Genomic DNA, 15546 nt, shown 5'->3' on the forward strand with positions numbered 1-15546 from the left:
AGCGAGTAGGTTAGACTGCGACGTGACGCAGACTGCACGGGAGGCAACCGATGGCTGACAGGTACCAGCAGTTCACGAAAACCCCGCTGGGGAAGTTCGTGGTGCCGAAGCTCGGCCTGCCCAACCCCGCCACGTTGCGCCGCTACCAGCCCGGGCAACCCGCTCTCGAGGGTCCCGCACTCCTGGGCGCGGCGCCCGGCGGACGGCTCGAGAAGACCCTTCGCGACCAGCTGGCCGACGCCGGCATCGAGGTCGTCACCACGGCCGCCGACAGGCACGCGGCGCTGATCTTCGACGCCACCGGCGTCACCGACCCCGCGCGTCTGCGCGAGGTATACGACTTCTTCCACCCGGTGATCCGCAGCGTCGGCCCGTCCGGCCGGGTCGTCGTCCTCGGCACGCCGCCGGAGCAGGTCGAAGGCCGCGAGCGGATCGCGCAGCGTGCCCTCGAAGGCTTCATCCGCTCGGTGGGCAAGGAGCTGAAGCGCGGCGCGACCGCGCAGCTCGTGTACGTCGCCGAAGGTGCCGAAGAGGCGACGGAGTCGACGCTGCGCTTCCTGCTTTCGGCGAAGTCGGCGTTCGTCGACGCGCAGGTGATCCGGATCGGCACCGAAGGCAAGACGGCTTCGGCGCCGGCCAGCTGGGAAAAGCCCCTGGACGGCAAGGTCGCGCTGGTCACCGGCGCTTCCCGCGGCATCGGCGCGGCGATCGCCGAGGTGCTGGCCCGCGACGGCGCGCACGTCGTCGCGCTCGACATCCCCGCCCAGGGCGGCGACCTGTCGAAGGTGGCCAACAAGGTCGGCGGCTCGTCGCTGCAGCTCGACATCACTTCGCCGAGCGCGCCCGCGAAGCTCGCGGAGTACCTGAAGGAGCGGCACGGCGGCGTCGACATCGTCGTGCACAACGCGGGCATCACCCGCGACAAGACGCTGGGGAACATGAGCGAGAGCGCGTGGGACTCGGTGATCGCCGTCAACCTCGCTTCGCAGCTCGCGGTGAACGACAAGCTGCTCGCCGATCACGTGCTGAACGAGAACGGCCGGATCGTCGGCGTCTCGTCGATCGCGGGCATCGCCGGCAACGTCGGCCAGACGAACTACGCGACGTCGAAGGCGGGCGTCATCGGCATGGTCAACGTCGGCGCGCCGCAGCTCGCGGCGTACGGCGGCACGATCAACGCCGTCGCGCCCGGGTTCATCGAAACCAAGATGACGGCCGCGGTCCCGCTGTTCATCCGCGAAGCCGGGCGGCGGCTGTCCAGCCTCGGCCAGGGCGGCCTGCCGGTCGACGTCGCCGAGACGATCGCCTGGTACGCGAACCCGGCGTCGGCCGCGGTGAACGGCAACGTGGTCCGCGTCTGCGGCCAGGCCCTGCTGGGGGCGTGACGTGGCGATCCGCGAACTCGACAGCACGCCGAGCCTGACCACGCTGTACCCGAAGGCGCTGCTCGGCTTCCGCAAAACGGGCTCATCGCTGCCGGACACCGAGCTGGTCCGCACGGGCGTCGTCGTCGACCCGGCGCACCTGGCGGCGTACAACACGGTGTGCGGCTTCCGGCTGAGCGACGAGCTGCCGGCGACGTACCCGCACATGCTGGCGTTCCCGCTGCAGATGGCGCTGATGACCGAGCCGGGGTTCCCGTTCCCGCTGCTCGGCATGGTGCACGTGGCCAACCGGATCACCCAGCACCGCGCGCTGCGGGTGAGCGAGCCGCTGACCGTGCGCGTGCGGGCGGAGAACCTGCGCCCGCACGAGAAGGGCCGTCAGTTCGACGTCGTCAGCGAGGCCTGGGTCGGTGACGACCTCGTCTGGACCGACGTCAGCACGTACCTGCGGCGCGGCGGAGGCTCGGGTTCGGCTCGGCGGGAGCAGCTGGCCCCGCCGACCCCGGACGCGCTCTGGCGCATCCCGGGCGACATCGGGCGGCGCTACGCGGAGGTCTCGGGCGACCGCAACCCGATCCACCTGCACCCGCTGACGGCCCGCCTGTTCGGCTTCCCCCGCGCGATCGCCCACGGCATGTGGACGAAGGCCCACGCGCTGGCCGCGTTCGAAGGCCGGCTGCCGGAGGCGTTCACCGTGGACGTCCGCTTCAAGCAGCCGGTGCTGCTGCCGGCCAAGGCGGGCTTCACGTCGTGGGCGGTGGACGACGGCTGGGCGTTCGAGCTGTGGAGCAAGTCGAAGCCGCACCTGGAGGGCACGATCAGCTCACTCTGACGGCTTCCAGACCGCGCCTTCGATGAGGTCGTTGAAGCCGAGCCAGACGAGGTTCATCAGCCACGAGGCGAGCACGCCGTCGGAGATGTCCGGGTGGTCGAGGGCCCAGTCGGCCAGCGATTCGGCCCCGCCGACCAGGGACGCGGCCAGGCCTTCGCCGGAGAACTCGGCCTGCTCGCCGACGCCCTTGCGGGTGCCGGCGGACACCACCAGCGCGGCAACGAGCTGGATCGCGCGCGCCCGCATGTCGGTGATCTCCGCGGCGAAGGCCCCGCCGACGGTGAGGGCCTGGCGGTGCAGGACCGTCCACGACTCGCGGTACTCGGCGACGAAGCGGTAGAACGACCGCAGGCCGTGCCAGAGCTGCATATCCGGCGGGAGGTCGGGCTGCACGCCGGCCTGGATGGCCTCGAGCAGCCGCGTCGCCTCGCGGCGGATGCACGCGCCGAAGAGGTCCTCTTTGGAGCCGAGGTAGGTGTAGATCATCGGCTTCGAGACGCCGGCGACGTCGGAGATCTCGTCCATGGACGCGGCGTGGTAGCCGTGGCGCGAGAAGACCTGGACGGCCGCGTCCAGGATCTGCCGCTCGCGCACCGCACGCGGCAGCCGCCTGGCCCGTTCGGGCGGACGCTGATCTTCCTCTGACACGCTCGACCTCCTTGTTGCTGCCCGGAGACGGTACCCGGAGGCGACCCGTCAGAGTGATTTCGGCACGCTTGCCCGCCTACCTACTGGCGGGTAGCCTTACGCATGAGTAACTGGGAGAGGGGTGACCATGGCCGAAAACGCCGGGATGACCAGCGCCGATCGCATCGCGGACCTCCGCGGCACGGCACTGCTCGACGCCCTGGAGCGGCTCGACCCGCTGGGTCCGGAGGCCCACGCCCTCGACGTCAACGCGCTGGTGGAGGCGCTCGACCCCGCCGAACTCCGCAAGGACGACTTCCGCCGGTTCCTGAAGGCCCTGCTCGCGCTGGCGTCCCGGGCGCCGGCGTTCGACCTGAGCAAGGTCGAGCCGGGCCGGTTCGCGTCCCTGGTGGCCTCGGCGTCGCGCGCGCAGCTGGAGAGCGTCGTCGCGGACCGCGCGCTGCGCGAGCGCGTGCTGGACGAGATCTTCGTCCGCATGGGCGCGCACATCCGCCCCGACCGGGCCCGCGACCTCCAGGCGGTGGTCCACTGGCGCCTGTCCGGAGGAGCAGGCGAAGGCGGCTACGACCGCTACGAGACGGCGATATCCCATGGCTCGTGCACGGTGAGCCGCGAGATGCACGCATCTCCGCGAGTCACGATCACCATCGCACCCGCCGACTTCTTCCGGCTCATCACCCACCAGGCCACCCCGGCGGTGTTGTTCGTCACGGGAAGAATCAAAGTCAAAGGCGACCTGGCATTCGCGGCGGGCTTGATCGGTTTCTTCGACCTGCCGAAGCCCGTATAGTCCGCCCGTGCCCCGTAACGCGAAATGGCGTATCCCACGCCCCCACCGCATCCGCGGCGGTCACGTGGTGAACGCGTTCGCGGAGAAGCTGGTGATCAGCCGCCTGACGCCGGCGCAGTTCGTCCAGGTCCTGGAAACCCTGCACATGCTGGGTTCCGCGGGCGCCGGCATCGAGCTGAGCTCCCTGTCGACGGACGTCCTGGTGGACGTCGTCCGCCGCGCGTCCAGAGAGCAACTGAAGGCGATCGCTTCCCATCCGGAACTGCGCTCGGTGTTCTTGGACGAGATCTTCCGTAGAATGTCAGAACACTTTTCCCCATCGCGCGCCCGCCACGTCGATTTCGTGGTTTCCTGGCGCTTTTCCGAGGGATCAGGCGAGGACGGCTATGACCGTTTCCAGACGGTGATCGAGGACGGGATGTGCGTCTCGTCGACGGACCTGTCGAGGACGCCGGACACCACGATCACGCTGTCGGTGGACGACTTCATCAGAATGGCCACGGGCAACGCGGCGGTGGCAGCGATGTTCGTGACGGGACGGGTGAAGGTGAAGGGCGAGTACGCCCCGGCGGTGCGGTTCTCCAGCTACTTCGACATCCCCAAGCCGTCCGTGGACTAGTCGCCGTCCACCGGAATCTCGGTTACCCTCGCATCCGGGCTGTAGGCGAATGCTTACGGAGGGGTGCATGGTGCAGTTGACGGTCGATTTTTCCGTTTTGCGTACGTTGGTGGACGATCTCGGTTCTCACATCGACGACACGGACCGATGTCTCGACGAACTGGGAGAAATCGTCGCCGACCTGGCGACTTGCTGGACGGGAGCCGGTCACGACGCGTTCCACGAGGCAATCACCGAGTGGTTCGTTTCCGCTCGTGATTTGCGAGACCAGCTGCGCTGGATCCGCACCGTCGTGGTGAACGCGCACGACAATCATGCTGCGGCGGTGGACGCGAATGTCCGGATTTGGCGAGTCTGAGCCGTGACGGTGTTGGAACGCGGTCCGGACGGCGGGCCGAACAGTCCCGTGCGAGTCGAGCTCTCGGACTTCCACGTCGTCGCGCAGCAGTTCGTCGACGCGCAAAGCAGCCTCGACCGCATCCGGCAGGATTTGCTCGGCCACCTCGACCAAGCCGCCGGCGCGGCCGGCGCGAGCGACGGTGCCCACAAGTACCAGGACGGCTGGGCGGCAGCGCTCGACTGCATCCTGAACGACGGCTTCCGCACGGCTTTCGACTTGGTGGGCGCGATCGGCAGGGGCATCGACGTGTCCGCCCTCAACCACGCGACCGCCGACCGGAACAGCGTGCCCGGCAAACCCGACGGAACGGCCCCTTGGACCCCGGTTTCGCCGAACGGGTGGCCCGGCAACACGGACTTCGTGACTCTGACCGGTGATTCACCGTGGTGGATGCCGGATTTCCTGGAGCGGTACATCCCGACAGCCGACACCGGCCGCATCGATGCCGCCGCCCAGGCGTGCCGCGACGCGGCCGCCGCCGTTCGCGGTCTCGTCGGCGACCTGCACTCCCGGCTGCAAGGGCTGGTCGGCAACAACAGTTCGGACGATCTCGTCGAGCTGGAGCGGTTCTGGGTGCGCGCCGCCGGTGAGCATTCCATCCTCACCGGGTTGCCCCAGACGCTGGACGACGTCGCGAACAGCCTCGTCGACTTCCGGATCTGGAACAACGACACCCAGGAGCGGATCAAGGAGAAGATCAAGTCGATCATCGACGACCTGAGCATCGTCGGCTTGGTCCTGGTGATCGGCAGCGTCCTCACCGACGGCGGCCTGGACGTGCTCATCGTGGGTGTGATCGAAGCGCTCGACTTCTTCGGTGTCGAAGCCGGCGCCACTCTGGCGATTCCGATCGCCGAGGTCGCTGCCACCGCGGAAGCCGTCCTCGTCACCGCGGGCGGGGCGGTCGCGATCACCCAAGGTGTGGTTCCGGCTATGCAGGCCGCGATGAGCGGCACGCCGAACCCGGAGGTGGAGGGGGTCGACGCCGGGAAGATCAGCGACGAGATCAGCGGCCACACCGAACCCTCCCGCGTTCCGGACCCCAACGCGGCTCCTGGCGGCCACCCGACCAACATCCCGAAGGGCGCGGACCCGGAGACCGCGCGCTCGCTCCAGCGCGAGAACGAATCGGCCACCACCCTCGCGCGAGCAGGCTACGACGTCGAGCAGAACCCCTCGACCCTGCCGAACGGCCGGAATCCCGACTACCGCATCGACGGCAAGGTGTTCGACAACTACGCGCCATCGACCGGTCGGGCGCGCAACATCGCGGACGAAATGGCGAAGAAGGTCGCGAAGGAGCAGACGGATCGGATCGTCCTCAACCTGGCCGACAGTCCAGTGGACCTCGAAGCGATGCGCGCCCAGCTCCACGATTGGCCGATCAGCGGTCTCAAGGAAGCCATCGCGATCGACAGACAAGGCAATATACTTCACCTCTATCCCTGATTTACTGCGAGGATCAGCTCGAATGGCCATCTCTTACGATCTCGAAATGGCGACCTCATGGTCGCCGGAGCAGGTCGCGCGCGCACTGCTCGACGTCGGCCGTCCGCTGGAGCTCTTCGACGGATCGGTCACGCCCGAGCAGGTAGCCCGAGACGGTGCGGTCACCCCACTCCGCACGTGGGTTCGAGTCTACGAACGCAACGCCGCACCCTGGTCGCCGCTGGTCACGGACTTCGGAATCACCCCGACGGTGGCCGTCGGATTCGGAATCTACAAACACGACCGGATTCCCGAACAACAGGACGACCTGGTCCGGCTGGTCGCCGGCCTGCTGGACAAAGTCCCCGGCGACGCGGTGCTTTCCGGCATGGAGACGATCTGGCTCATGCGCCGCGACGGCGAGTTGATGGTGAACGAGCGGAGCGACATCTGGCCTGAGCACCGCATCACCGCGCTAGGCCGCCCCTACAAGCGGAAAGCGTTGGCCTTCTCCGAGGAGGAATAGCCGAACGGCGAACTGCCGTATTGCTCACGGGTGCGCTGAGAAAGACGCCTGAGCTCAGCGGCGCCCGCGAACTGCCGCGACGACCCGCTCCGCGGCGACTTCTACGGTCTCGTGTTCCCAGATCCGGACCGCCAGCCAGCCGGCTTCCTCGAGCCGTGCGTCGGTGTCGGCGTCTCGCCTGCGGTTCGTCTCGATCTTCTCGCGCCAGAACTCCGCGTTGTTCTTCGGCCACGTCGCGTGCTCCGGGCAGCCGTGCCAAAAGCAGCCGTCCACGAAGACCGCCACACGGGCTGGGCCGAACACCAGGTCCGCTTCGCGTCGCACGCCCTTCACCGGGCGGCGGTGGACTCGGTAGCGGAAGCCGGCGGCGTGGAGAGCCTTGCGCAACGCCATCTCGATCCCGGTGTTGCGGGACTTCTGCTTGCTCATCCGGATGCGCACCGCGGACGTGGTCTTCAGACGCTCCACGCGCTCATTGTGGCAAGGTTCGTGCGACCGGGCCGACCAGGTGAACTAGTTCTCGACGATCCGACCCTCGATCACCGTCGGCTGCTCCCGCCCCCGCGAAGGCTCCGGGGAAACGACCTCGCTGTCCACCACCATCACCGGCCCGCGGCGCTGGTTCGCGAACCGCACCGCGCGCCTCTCCATTCGCTTCAACCACATCCGCCGCGCCACCGCGCGTGTCGGCGGGAGGATCAGCAGCAGCCCCAAGACGTCCGAAACGAAGCCCGGGACCAGGATCAGCACCCCACCCAGCCCGACCAGCATTCCGTCGGTGAGTTCCTTCTCCGCCGGCCGCCCCGACCTGGCCGCGGCCGTGAACGCCCTCATGGCCTTGCCGCCCTCGCGGCGGGCCAGCCAGGAGCCCAAGATCGCTCCCGCCAGGAGGAGGCCCAGCGTGCCGAGCACGCCGACGGCCGAACCCACCGCCCAGATCGCGGCGATCTCGGCGAACACATACAGCAGGAACGCGACAGCCATACCCGTACAACGAACGACCTGTCCGATTTGCTCCCGGGCCGGTCAGCGCAGCAACGTCGCCACCATCGACCGCAGCCCCGCCGCCAGGCGGTCCGTCTCGCCCGTCTTCAAGAACCGCAGCATCAGGTCGCTGTGCAACGATCCCAGCAGCAGGTGCGCCGTCAGGTCCGCGTCCAACGCCGGTGACGCCGATGCGATCAGCCCCGACACGTGCGCGTGCCACGACAGATAAACCGGGCTGTTCAGGCGGTCCGTCGACGCCCGCTCGAAGGCCGCCATCACCTTCACGTTGCGAGAAGCCAGCTCGACCACGGCGTCGAAGAACGCCGCCAAGCGTGCCGCCGGGGGTGCGCCCGGGCCCAGCGGCGGCGGGCCCGAAGCCACGGCAAGAGACAGTGACTCGATCTGCGACTCCACCAGCGCCCGCATCAGGCCTTCGCGGTTGCCGAACCGGTGGAACACCGTTCCCTTTCCGACGCCGGCCGCGGCCGCCACGCGGTCCATCGATACCTCGGCCAGCTCGTGGGTCGTCAGCAGCTCCTCCGTCGCGCGCAGGATCGCGCGGCGGTTGCGGGCCGCGTCGGCGCGCTCCATGCAGACTCCTCGACAAGTTGACCGTCGGTCCATATAGTAGGCGACCATAAGTTGACCGACAGTCCAGTTAGGGGAACGCAATGCGCGCAGTGGTGCAGCACGGCACGGGTGGTCCGGACGTGCTCAAGGTGGCAGACCGGCCCGAACCGACCCGGAACCCCGGCGAAGTGCTCGTCAGGACCGAGGCCATCGGCGTGCCGTTCTACGAGACGCAGATGCGATCCGGGCAGATTCCGGCCGGTCCGGCGACGGCGATCTTCGGGCACGAGGCCGCCGGGATCGTCCTCGAGGCCGATGACGAAACCCTGCGCGGACAAAGGGTCGTCACCATGTCTTTCACCGGGGGCGCGTACGCCGAGGTCGTCGCCGCGAGCCAGTACAGCCTCGTGCCCGATGGCGTCACGGCCGAGCAGGCCGTCGCGGCCGCCGTTCCGGCCTCCGTGGCGCTCGGTCTGATGGACGCCGCGGATGTGAAAGCCGGGGAAACCGTGCTGGTCGAGGCCGTCTCCGGGGCCATCGGTGGCTATCTGGCCCGGCTGGCCGAGCGGAAAGGCGCTCGAGTCGTGACGACCGCCGGCAAGGGCAAGGCCGACATCGACCACGACGACCCGGACTGGCGGCAGCGGGTCCCGGAAGGCATCGACGTCGTCTTCGAGTCGATCGGCGGCCCGCGCGCGGCCGAGCTCATCGCGAAACTTGCGCCGCACGGCCGGATCCTCGCCTACGGCCTGCTCAGCGGCGAATTCCCGGCCTTCCCCGTCGCCGGCCTGATCTCACGCGGGCTGACCCTGATCGGCTTCGGTGGGCCGGACGCTTACGGGAAGCGGATCGCGGCCGTCCGCGCCGAGGCACTCGGCCTGGTCGCGGACGGCACGCTGACCCCGGTCATCGACCGCACCTACCCCCTCGCGGACGTCGCCGCGGCGCACGCGCGGGTCGAGAGCCGCGAAGGGGCCGGCAAGGTCGTGCTCGTCCCTTAGCCCGGCACCTCGTCGAGGTACGCCTGCGCCTGCAACGTGAACAGCTCCGCGTACCCCGCCTTGGCCGCCATCAGCTCCTCGTGCGTCCCGTACTCGGCCACCTTCCCGCGGTCCAGCAGCAGGATCCGCTCCGCCTGCCGGACCGTCGAGAACCGGTGCGAGATGTACAGCGTCGTCCGGCCCTCGGACAGCTCGCGCAACCGCGAGAACAGGTCGTGCTCCGCCTGGGCGTCCAGCGCCGACGTCGGCTCGTCCAGGATCAAGATCGGTGCCTCGCGCTGGAACGCTCGCGCCAGCGCGATCTTCTGCCACTCGCCGCCGGACAGGGAGACGCCCTGGTCGAACCACCGGCCCAAGGGGCTGTCGTAGCCGGACGGCAGCCGCTCGATGCGCTCGTCCGCGCCCGCCCGGCGGGCCGAATCCTCGATGTGCGGGCGGTCCTCGAGCCGGGCCAGGTCGCCGAGGCCGATGTTCTCCGCCGCCGTTCCCTGGTACGTGACGTAGTCCTGGAACATCGCGCTGATCCGCGTGCGCAGCTCGACCGGGTCGTACTCGCGGATGTCGACGCCGTCCAGCAGGATGCGGCCGTCCGTCGGGTCGTACAGCCGGCACAGGAGCTTGAACAGCGTCGACTTGCCCGCGCCGTTGCGGCCCACCACCGCCACCGTCTCACCCGGCCGGATCTCGAAGCTGACGTCCTCCAGGGCCGGCTCCTCCGAGCCGGGGTAGGCGAACGTCACCGAGTCGAACCGGATGTGACCCTCCACAGTGGACGGGAACGGCCGTGGCGACGCGGGTGCCGTGATCTCCGGCTTCGTGTCCAGGAACCGGTACAGCGTGTCCAGGTACAGGTTGTTCTCGTACATCCCCGAAAACGCGGTGAACAGCCCGGACACCGACGTCTGCACGGACGTCGCCGCGGCCGTGTACAGCGCCAGGTCGCCCAGCGTCAGCCGGCCGCCCACCGCCTCCAGGGCGATGTACAGCGCGATCGCCGAGCCCGCGAGCGTGCTCAGCAGTCCCCAGGACGTCGAGCTGATGTTGCGGTTGATCGTCAGCTTCCGCTGCCGCTCGTAGGAAACCAAGCCGAGCCGGCGGAAGCGGTCGACGAAGTACGGGCCGAGCCCGAACAGCTTCGTCTCCTTGGCGTAGGTGTCCGTGGTGACCAGCGACGACAGGTAGTCCATCCGCCGCTTGATCGGCGACATCAGGAACGTCAGCCAGAACGCGCGCGAGCCGTACTTGGACTGCGAGATGAACGCCGGGATCGGCGCCACCAGCGCGACCAGGGCCAGCAGCGGGCTGATCGAAACGAGCAGCGCGATCATGCTGCCGAAGGTGATCAGCGTCCGCACCAGCCCCAGTGCGGAGTTCATCATCGACAGCGGCCGCGTCGGCGCCTCCTGCGCGGCCTGGCGCAGCATGTCGTAGGACGCGGACCCCTCGAAGTACGCCAGGTGCAGCTCACTCGCGTGGGCCATCACCTGGTGGCGGATGGTCAGCGTCATGCGCTCCTGCAGCAGCGACTGCGCGATCGACGTCAGCGCGCTGCTGATCGCGGTCGCCGCGAGCACGCCGAACTGGAACAGCGCGACGTTCACGATGTCGCCGGTGGTGCCCTTGCCCTGGATCGCCGCGACGACCGAGTCGAGCAGCAGCTTCGCGACGTACGCGGTGACCGTCGGCAGCAGGCCCGCCAGCAGCGTGATCAGCGCCAGGAGGATGGTCAGGACCGGGCTGGCCTGCCAGGTCAGCTTGACGACCTTCGGCAGGCCGCGGACCGTGCCCGCCACGGACGTCTTCGCGCGCCGCAGCCGCGAGCGCAGGTCCTTGGGCTGGTCGTCCTGCTTCGGTTCGGGGATGTCGACGGGCCCGGTGAGCCCGCTTTCCGGCACTGTCACGGCGTGCCGGCGCCGGCCGCGCCGGGCCAGCATGAACTCCATGCCGCCCCCACCGCCCGGGATCACTTGGCCTCCACGGCGCCGTGCAGGAAGACGTCGACCACCTGGCGCGTGGTGGGCGCGTCGTCGACCGGTGCCATCCGGCGGCCGCCGAACAGCAGGGTCAGGAACAGGGAGGCCAGCTGCTCGGGGCTCAGCCGCAGCCGGTCCGCTTCGGGCTCGAACAGCTCGGTGATCGCGCCGCGCATGGCGGCCATCGACTCGCTGCGGCCGCCTTTCATCGTGCGGTTCTTCAGGCGCTGCTCGGGATCGCGCTGCTTGTGCCTGCCGGTCGCGTGCAGGGCGCCCATCAGCGCGCCCATCCGCTCGAAGTGTGCACCGAGCGCTTCGGCGGCCTCGACGAGCCGGTCCGCCAGTGGTTGTTCGATTGGGATTTCGGCGATCGCGTCGAGGACGTGGTCGGGGCGCAGCACCTCGGCGGTGCAGGCGTCGAAGAGCTCGTCCTTATCCTTGAACGCGCGGAAGATGGTGCCCTCGCCGATGCCGGCGGCGCGGGCGATCTGGCTGGTGGTGACGCCGGTGCCGTGCTCCATCAGGAGCGGCAGCACCGCGTGCACGATCATGGCGCGCCGGTCTTCGGCGCTCATGCTCGGCGCTCTGCGCCGGGTGTCGGGTGCTGGTGTCATGCCACCAGTGTGCGGAGTGAGTGCTCACTCCGTCAAATGAGTATGCTGACGGCGAAAACGGAGAGGGCCGCCCCGATGTCTCGGGACGGCCCTCTACCTGCGGAAACTCAGTACGTCATGGCCATCGCCGGGTCGGCCAGCAGCGCGCCGACGTCGGCCAGGAACTCCGAACCCTGCTGGCCGTCGACCACGCGGTGGTCGAAGCTCAGCGACAGCTGGAGCACTTTCCGGACCTTGATCTCGCCGTCGACCACCCATGGCTGGTCCTTGATCGCGCCGAGGCACAGGATCGCGGACTCGCCAGGGTTGATGATCGGCGTTCCCGTGTCGACGCCGAACACGCCCACGTTCGTGATCGTGATCGTGCCGTTCGCCATGTCCGCCGGGGACGTCTTGCCCTCGCGGGCCGTGTCGGTCAACGCCGTCAGGGCCTGGGCCAGCTCCTTCAGCGACATCGAGTCGGCGTCGCGGACCTTGGGCACGATCAGGCCGCGCGGGGTCGCCGCCGCGATGCCCAGGTGCACGTAGTCCTTGTAGACGATCTCCTGCGCCGCTTCGTCCCAGACCGCGTTGACGTCCGGCGTGCGCTTCGCCGCCAGGCACACGGCCTTCGCCGCGAACGTCAGCGGCGTGACCTTGACCCCGGCGAACTCCCGCGACTTCTTCAGCTTCTCGCGGAACTCCATCATCGGCGTGACGTCGATGGTCAGGAACTCCGTGACGTGCGGAGCGGTGTACGCGCTCTGCACCATCGCGGCCGCGGTGGCCTTGCGGACGCCCTTGATCGGGACGCGCCGCTCGCGGGACCCGCTGTCCACCACGGGGGCGGCGACCGGGGTGCCGTTGGCGGCCCGCTCGACGTCTTCCCGCGTGATGATGCCGCCGGACGCACTGCCGGTCAGCGCGTGCAGGTCGACGCCGAGGTCCTTGGCCAGCTTCCGCACCGGCGGCTTCGCCAGCGGGACGTACCCACCGCGCGGAGCAACCGGAGCAACCGGGGCCGGAGCAACCGGAGCCGGAGCGACAGGTGCCGGAGCAACGGGCGCCGGAGGAGCCGCAACGGCAGCTGCCGGAGCAGCGCCCTTCCGGGCCCGCCGCTGCGTGACGACGGCCTTGGAGCCGTACCCGACCAGCGGCTTCATCTCCTCTTCCTCGGCGGGCGCCGAGGCGGGAGCAGCAGCGGGCGCGGGCGCGGCAGCCCCGCCGGGGTCGACGTCGATGGTGAGGATCGGCGTGCCGACCTCCACCGTCTGCCCCGGCTCGACGTGCAGTTCCGTGACGACCCCGGCCCACGGGATCGGCAGCTCCACGGCGGCCTTCGCGGTCTCGATCTCGACCACGATCTGGTTCACCGTCACCGTGTCGCCGGGCTTCACGTGCCAGGACAGGATGTCGGCTTCGGTCAGCCCCTCGGCCGTGTCGGCCAGGGGGAATTGCTTGTACGTTGGCATTGCGCGGAAATCCCCCTTACCAGGCGAGCGAGCGGTCGACGGCGTGCAGCACCCGGTCCAGGTCGGGGAGGTAGTGCTCCTCGAGCTTGGCCGGCGGGTACGGCGTGTCGAACCCGGTCACCCGGAGGACGGGGGCCTCCAGCGAGTAGAAGCACTCCTGCTGGACGCGCGCGGCGATCTCCGACGTCAGCGACGACTCCGACGGCGCCTCCGACAGCGCGATCAGCCGCCCGGTCTTGCGCACCGACTCGAACACCGGGCCGAGGTCCAGCGGCGAGAGCGTGCGCAGGTCGATGACCTCGAGGGACTTGCCTTCGTCCTCGGCCGCGGCGGCCGCGTCGAGGGCGACCTTCACCGACGGGCCGTACGCGACGACCGTCGCCGTCGTGCCTTCGCGCACGACCTGCGAGGAGAACACCTGCGCCGGCGTGCCGGCCACGTCGATCTCCGCGCGCAGCGCACCCGAGTGATACAGCCGCTTCGGCTCGAAGAACAGCACCGGGTCGTCGGACCTGATCGCCTGCTGGATGCCCCAGTAGGCGTCGACGGCGTTCGAAATGGACACGACCTTGAGGCCCGGGATGTGCGCGAACAGCGACTCCGGCGACTCCGAGTGGTGTTCGACCGCGCCGATCCCGCCGCCGAACGGCACCCGGATCACGACGGGCATCTTGATCTTGCCCTGCGTCCGGTAGTGCAGCTTCGCCAGCTGCGAAGAGATCTGGTCGAAGCCCGGGAAGATGAAGCCCTCGAACTGGATCTCGCACACCGGCCGGAAGCCGCGCACGGCCAGGCCGACCGCGGTGCCGATGATGCCCGACTCGGCGAGCGGCGTGTCCAGCACGCGCTGCTCGCCGAAGTCCTTCTGCAGGCCGTCGGTGATCCGGAAGACGCCGCCGAGCTTGCCGACGTCCTCGCCCATGATCAGGACCTTGGGGTCTTCTTCCATCGCGCGGCGCAGGCCGAGGTTGAGCGCCTTGCCGATGGTGAGTTTCTGGAGGTCGGACATCAGTGCTCACCCGCCGATACGAAGCCGTCGAGGTAGGACAGGAACTCTTCGCGCTGCGCCTCCAGCACCGGGTTGCCCTCGGCGTAGACGTTGCTGAAGATCCGGTCCGGCGGCGGCTCCGGCATGTTGAACGTGTACTCGCGCAGGTCGGCGGCGAAGGCGTCGGCTTCGTCCTGGATCTTGTCGAAGAACGCCTGGTCGGCGTAGCCGCCGCGGGCCAGGTACGCGCGGACGCGCTCGATCGGGTCCTTGAGCTTCCACTCCTCCAGCTCGTCGGAGAGCCGGTAGCGGGTGGGGTCGTCGGTGGTCGTGTGCGCGTCCATCCGGTAGGTGAACGCCTCGATCAGGACGGGTCCGTTGCCGTGGCGGCACTCGTCGAGCGCCCAGCGGGACACCGCGAGGCAGGCCAGGACGTCGTTGCCGTCGACGCGGATGCCGGGGAAGCCGTAGCCGCGGGCGCGCTGGTACAGCGGCAGGCGGGACTGGCGCTCGGTCGGCTCGGAGATCGCCCACTGGTTGTTCTGGCAGAAGAACACCAGTGGCGCGTCGTAGACCGCGGCCCAGACGAATCCTTCGTGGACGTCACCCTGCGAGGTCGCGCCGTCTCCGAAGTAGACGATGGTCGCTTCGCCGTCGTCGTCACCGACCTTGCCCTCGAACTTCTGGCCCATCGCGTAACCGGCGGCGTTGAGCACCTGGTTGCCGATCACGATGGTGTACGGGTGGAAGCCGTGGCGCTGGTAGTCCCAGCCGCTGTGGTCGGTGCACCGGAAGATGCCGAGCAGGTCCTTCATGTCGACCCCGCGCGTGAACGCGACGCCGTGCTCGCGGTAGCTCGGGAAGGCCATGTCGTTGGCCTTGAGCGCCCGGCCCGAGCCGATCTGCGCGGCCTCCTGGCCGAGCAGCGGCACCCAGATGCCGAGCTGGCCCTGGCGCTGCATGGCGTTCGCTTCGCGGTCGGCCCGCCGGACCAGCACCATGTCGCGGTAGAGCCCGCGGAGTGCTTCGGCGTCGATGTCGTCGACGTACTTGTCGAACTGGGGCGACGGGACCCGTTCGCCTTCGGGGGTGAGCAGCTGAGTCAGCTCAGCGCCACCTTCGCTGGTTGCCCGCAATCCGGCGATCACCTGCTCGGGGGACGGCTGGGCCGCTACGGCGGCCGGCCCGTCTCCTGGCTCCGGGTGCGTCCACTGTTCGGACGGCATGCGCAGTACTCCTCGGTGTCGGTGCCTCTGGCGGCCGCTTGTGGCGACCACAGCGACTGCACCGGCGGGGACCAGCGCATCGGGTCCGAAGCGCTCGGTCACCGTCGG

At 69.2% G+C, this 15546-nt stretch carries 17 protein-coding genes; 8 read left to right on the forward strand and 9 right to left on the reverse strand.

What is annotated here, in order from left to right; all coding sequences use genetic code 11:
• The first annotated feature begins 50 nt into the window (after positions 1-50).
• Entirely contained in the window at positions 51-1385 is a 1335-nt protein-coding gene (locus tag HUT10_RS28125; protein WP_176173951.1) for a 3-oxoacyl-ACP reductase, read from the forward strand.
• Position 1386: 1 nt separating this feature from the next.
• On the forward strand, positions 1387-2217 hold the full coding sequence (locus tag HUT10_RS28130; RefSeq protein ID WP_176173952.1) for a MaoC family dehydratase: 831 nt from the start codon (positions 1387-1389) through the stop codon (positions 2215-2217).
• Here HUT10_RS28130 and HUT10_RS28135 read toward each other — a convergent pair.
• Positions 2209-2865, reverse strand: a complete 657-nt coding sequence (locus tag HUT10_RS28135) for a TetR/AcrR family transcriptional regulator (RefSeq protein WP_043787198.1) — start codon at positions 2863-2865, stop codon at positions 2209-2211. The two genes, HUT10_RS28130 and HUT10_RS28135, sit on opposite strands and share 9 nt — an antisense overlap.
• A 127-nt stretch (positions 2866-2992) precedes the next feature.
• Here HUT10_RS28135 and HUT10_RS28140 point away from each other — a divergent pair, with 127 nt between their 5' ends.
• The 5 genes from HUT10_RS28140 to HUT10_RS28160 all read left to right on the forward strand — a co-directional run bounded on the left by HUT10_RS28140 (position 2993) and on the right by HUT10_RS28160 (position 6628).
• Positions 2993-3655, forward strand: coding sequence for an SCP2 sterol-binding domain-containing protein (locus HUT10_RS28140; protein WP_176173953.1), 663 nt, complete (start codon positions 2993-2995; stop codon positions 3653-3655).
• 67 nt (positions 3656-3722) lie between these two features.
• On the forward strand, positions 3723-4274 hold the full coding sequence (locus tag HUT10_RS28145; protein WP_176178048.1) for an SCP2 sterol-binding domain-containing protein: 552 nt from the start codon (positions 3723-3725) through the stop codon (positions 4272-4274).
• Positions 4275-4341: 67 nt separating this feature from the next.
• Entirely contained in the window at positions 4342-4632 is a 291-nt protein-coding gene (locus HUT10_RS28150; protein WP_176173954.1) for a WXG100 family type VII secretion target, read from the forward strand.
• 48 nt (positions 4633-4680) lie between these two features.
• Positions 4681-6123 carry a hypothetical protein gene (locus tag HUT10_RS50125; RefSeq protein ID WP_217709649.1) on the forward strand — a complete coding sequence of 481 codons (1443 nt, stop codon included), beginning with the start codon at positions 4681-4683 and terminating at the stop codon, positions 6121-6123.
• Positions 6124-6145: 22 nt separating this feature from the next.
• Positions 6146-6628 carry a SitI3 family protein gene (locus HUT10_RS28160; RefSeq protein ID WP_176173955.1) on the forward strand — a complete coding sequence of 161 codons (483 nt, stop codon included), beginning with the start codon at positions 6146-6148 and terminating at the stop codon, positions 6626-6628.
• Positions 6629-6682: 54 nt separating this feature from the next.
• Here HUT10_RS28160 and HUT10_RS28165 read toward each other — a convergent pair whose 3' ends face one another.
• The 3 genes from HUT10_RS28165 to HUT10_RS28175 all read right to left on the reverse strand — a co-directional run bounded on the left by HUT10_RS28165 (position 6683) and on the right by HUT10_RS28175 (position 8206).
• Positions 6683-7057, reverse strand: coding sequence for a very short patch repair endonuclease (locus HUT10_RS28165; RefSeq protein WP_176178050.1), 375 nt, complete (start codon positions 7055-7057; stop codon positions 6683-6685).
• A gap of 84 nt (positions 7058-7141) precedes the next feature.
• Positions 7142-7612: an FxsA family protein gene (locus HUT10_RS28170; protein WP_176173956.1), complete on the reverse strand. Its 471-nt coding sequence runs from the start codon at positions 7610-7612 to the stop codon at positions 7142-7144.
• 42 nt (positions 7613-7654) lie between these two features.
• On the reverse strand, positions 7655-8206 hold the full coding sequence (locus HUT10_RS28175; protein ID WP_176173957.1) for a TetR/AcrR family transcriptional regulator: 552 nt from the start codon (positions 8204-8206) through the stop codon (positions 7655-7657).
• An 80-nt stretch (positions 8207-8286) separates the two neighbouring features.
• On the opposite strand from HUT10_RS28175, the gene HUT10_RS28180 reads away from it, so the two are divergent.
• A complete protein-coding gene (locus HUT10_RS28180; RefSeq protein ID WP_176173958.1) occupies positions 8287-9186 on the forward strand; it encodes a zinc-binding dehydrogenase in 900 nt (299 codons plus the stop codon).
• Here the strand turns inward: HUT10_RS28180 and HUT10_RS28185 are convergent.
• From HUT10_RS28185 to pdhA, 5 genes are all read right to left on the reverse strand, one after another.
• Positions 9183-11129 carry an ABC transporter ATP-binding protein gene (locus tag HUT10_RS28185; RefSeq protein WP_176173959.1) on the reverse strand — a complete coding sequence of 649 codons (1947 nt, stop codon included), beginning with the start codon at positions 11127-11129 and terminating at the stop codon, positions 9183-9185. The genes HUT10_RS28180 and HUT10_RS28185 overlap by 4 nt on opposite strands.
• A gap of 20 nt (positions 11130-11149) precedes the next feature.
• Positions 11150-11734: a TetR/AcrR family transcriptional regulator gene (locus tag HUT10_RS28190; RefSeq protein ID WP_176178051.1), complete on the reverse strand. Its 585-nt coding sequence runs from the start codon at positions 11732-11734 to the stop codon at positions 11150-11152.
• Between the two features lie 146 nt (positions 11735-11880).
• Positions 11881-13224: a dihydrolipoamide acetyltransferase family protein gene (locus HUT10_RS28195; protein ID WP_176173960.1), complete on the reverse strand. Its 1344-nt coding sequence runs from the start codon at positions 13222-13224 to the stop codon at positions 11881-11883.
• Between the two features lie 16 nt (positions 13225-13240).
• Positions 13241-14233, reverse strand: a complete 993-nt coding sequence (locus HUT10_RS28200; protein ID WP_176173961.1) for an alpha-ketoacid dehydrogenase subunit beta — start codon at positions 14231-14233, stop codon at positions 13241-13243.
• Positions 14233-15438 carry a pyruvate dehydrogenase (acetyl-transferring) E1 component subunit alpha gene (gene pdhA, locus HUT10_RS28205; RefSeq protein ID WP_176173962.1) on the reverse strand — a complete coding sequence of 402 codons (1206 nt, stop codon included), beginning with the start codon at positions 15436-15438 and terminating at the stop codon, positions 14233-14235. The genes HUT10_RS28200 and pdhA overlap by 1 nt, the downstream gene beginning before the upstream one ends.
• Positions 15439-15546 lie beyond the last annotated feature (108 nt).

This window comes from Amycolatopsis sp. Hca4 (assembly GCF_013364075.1).
Lineage (GTDB): Bacteria > Actinomycetota > Actinomycetes > Mycobacteriales > Pseudonocardiaceae > Amycolatopsis.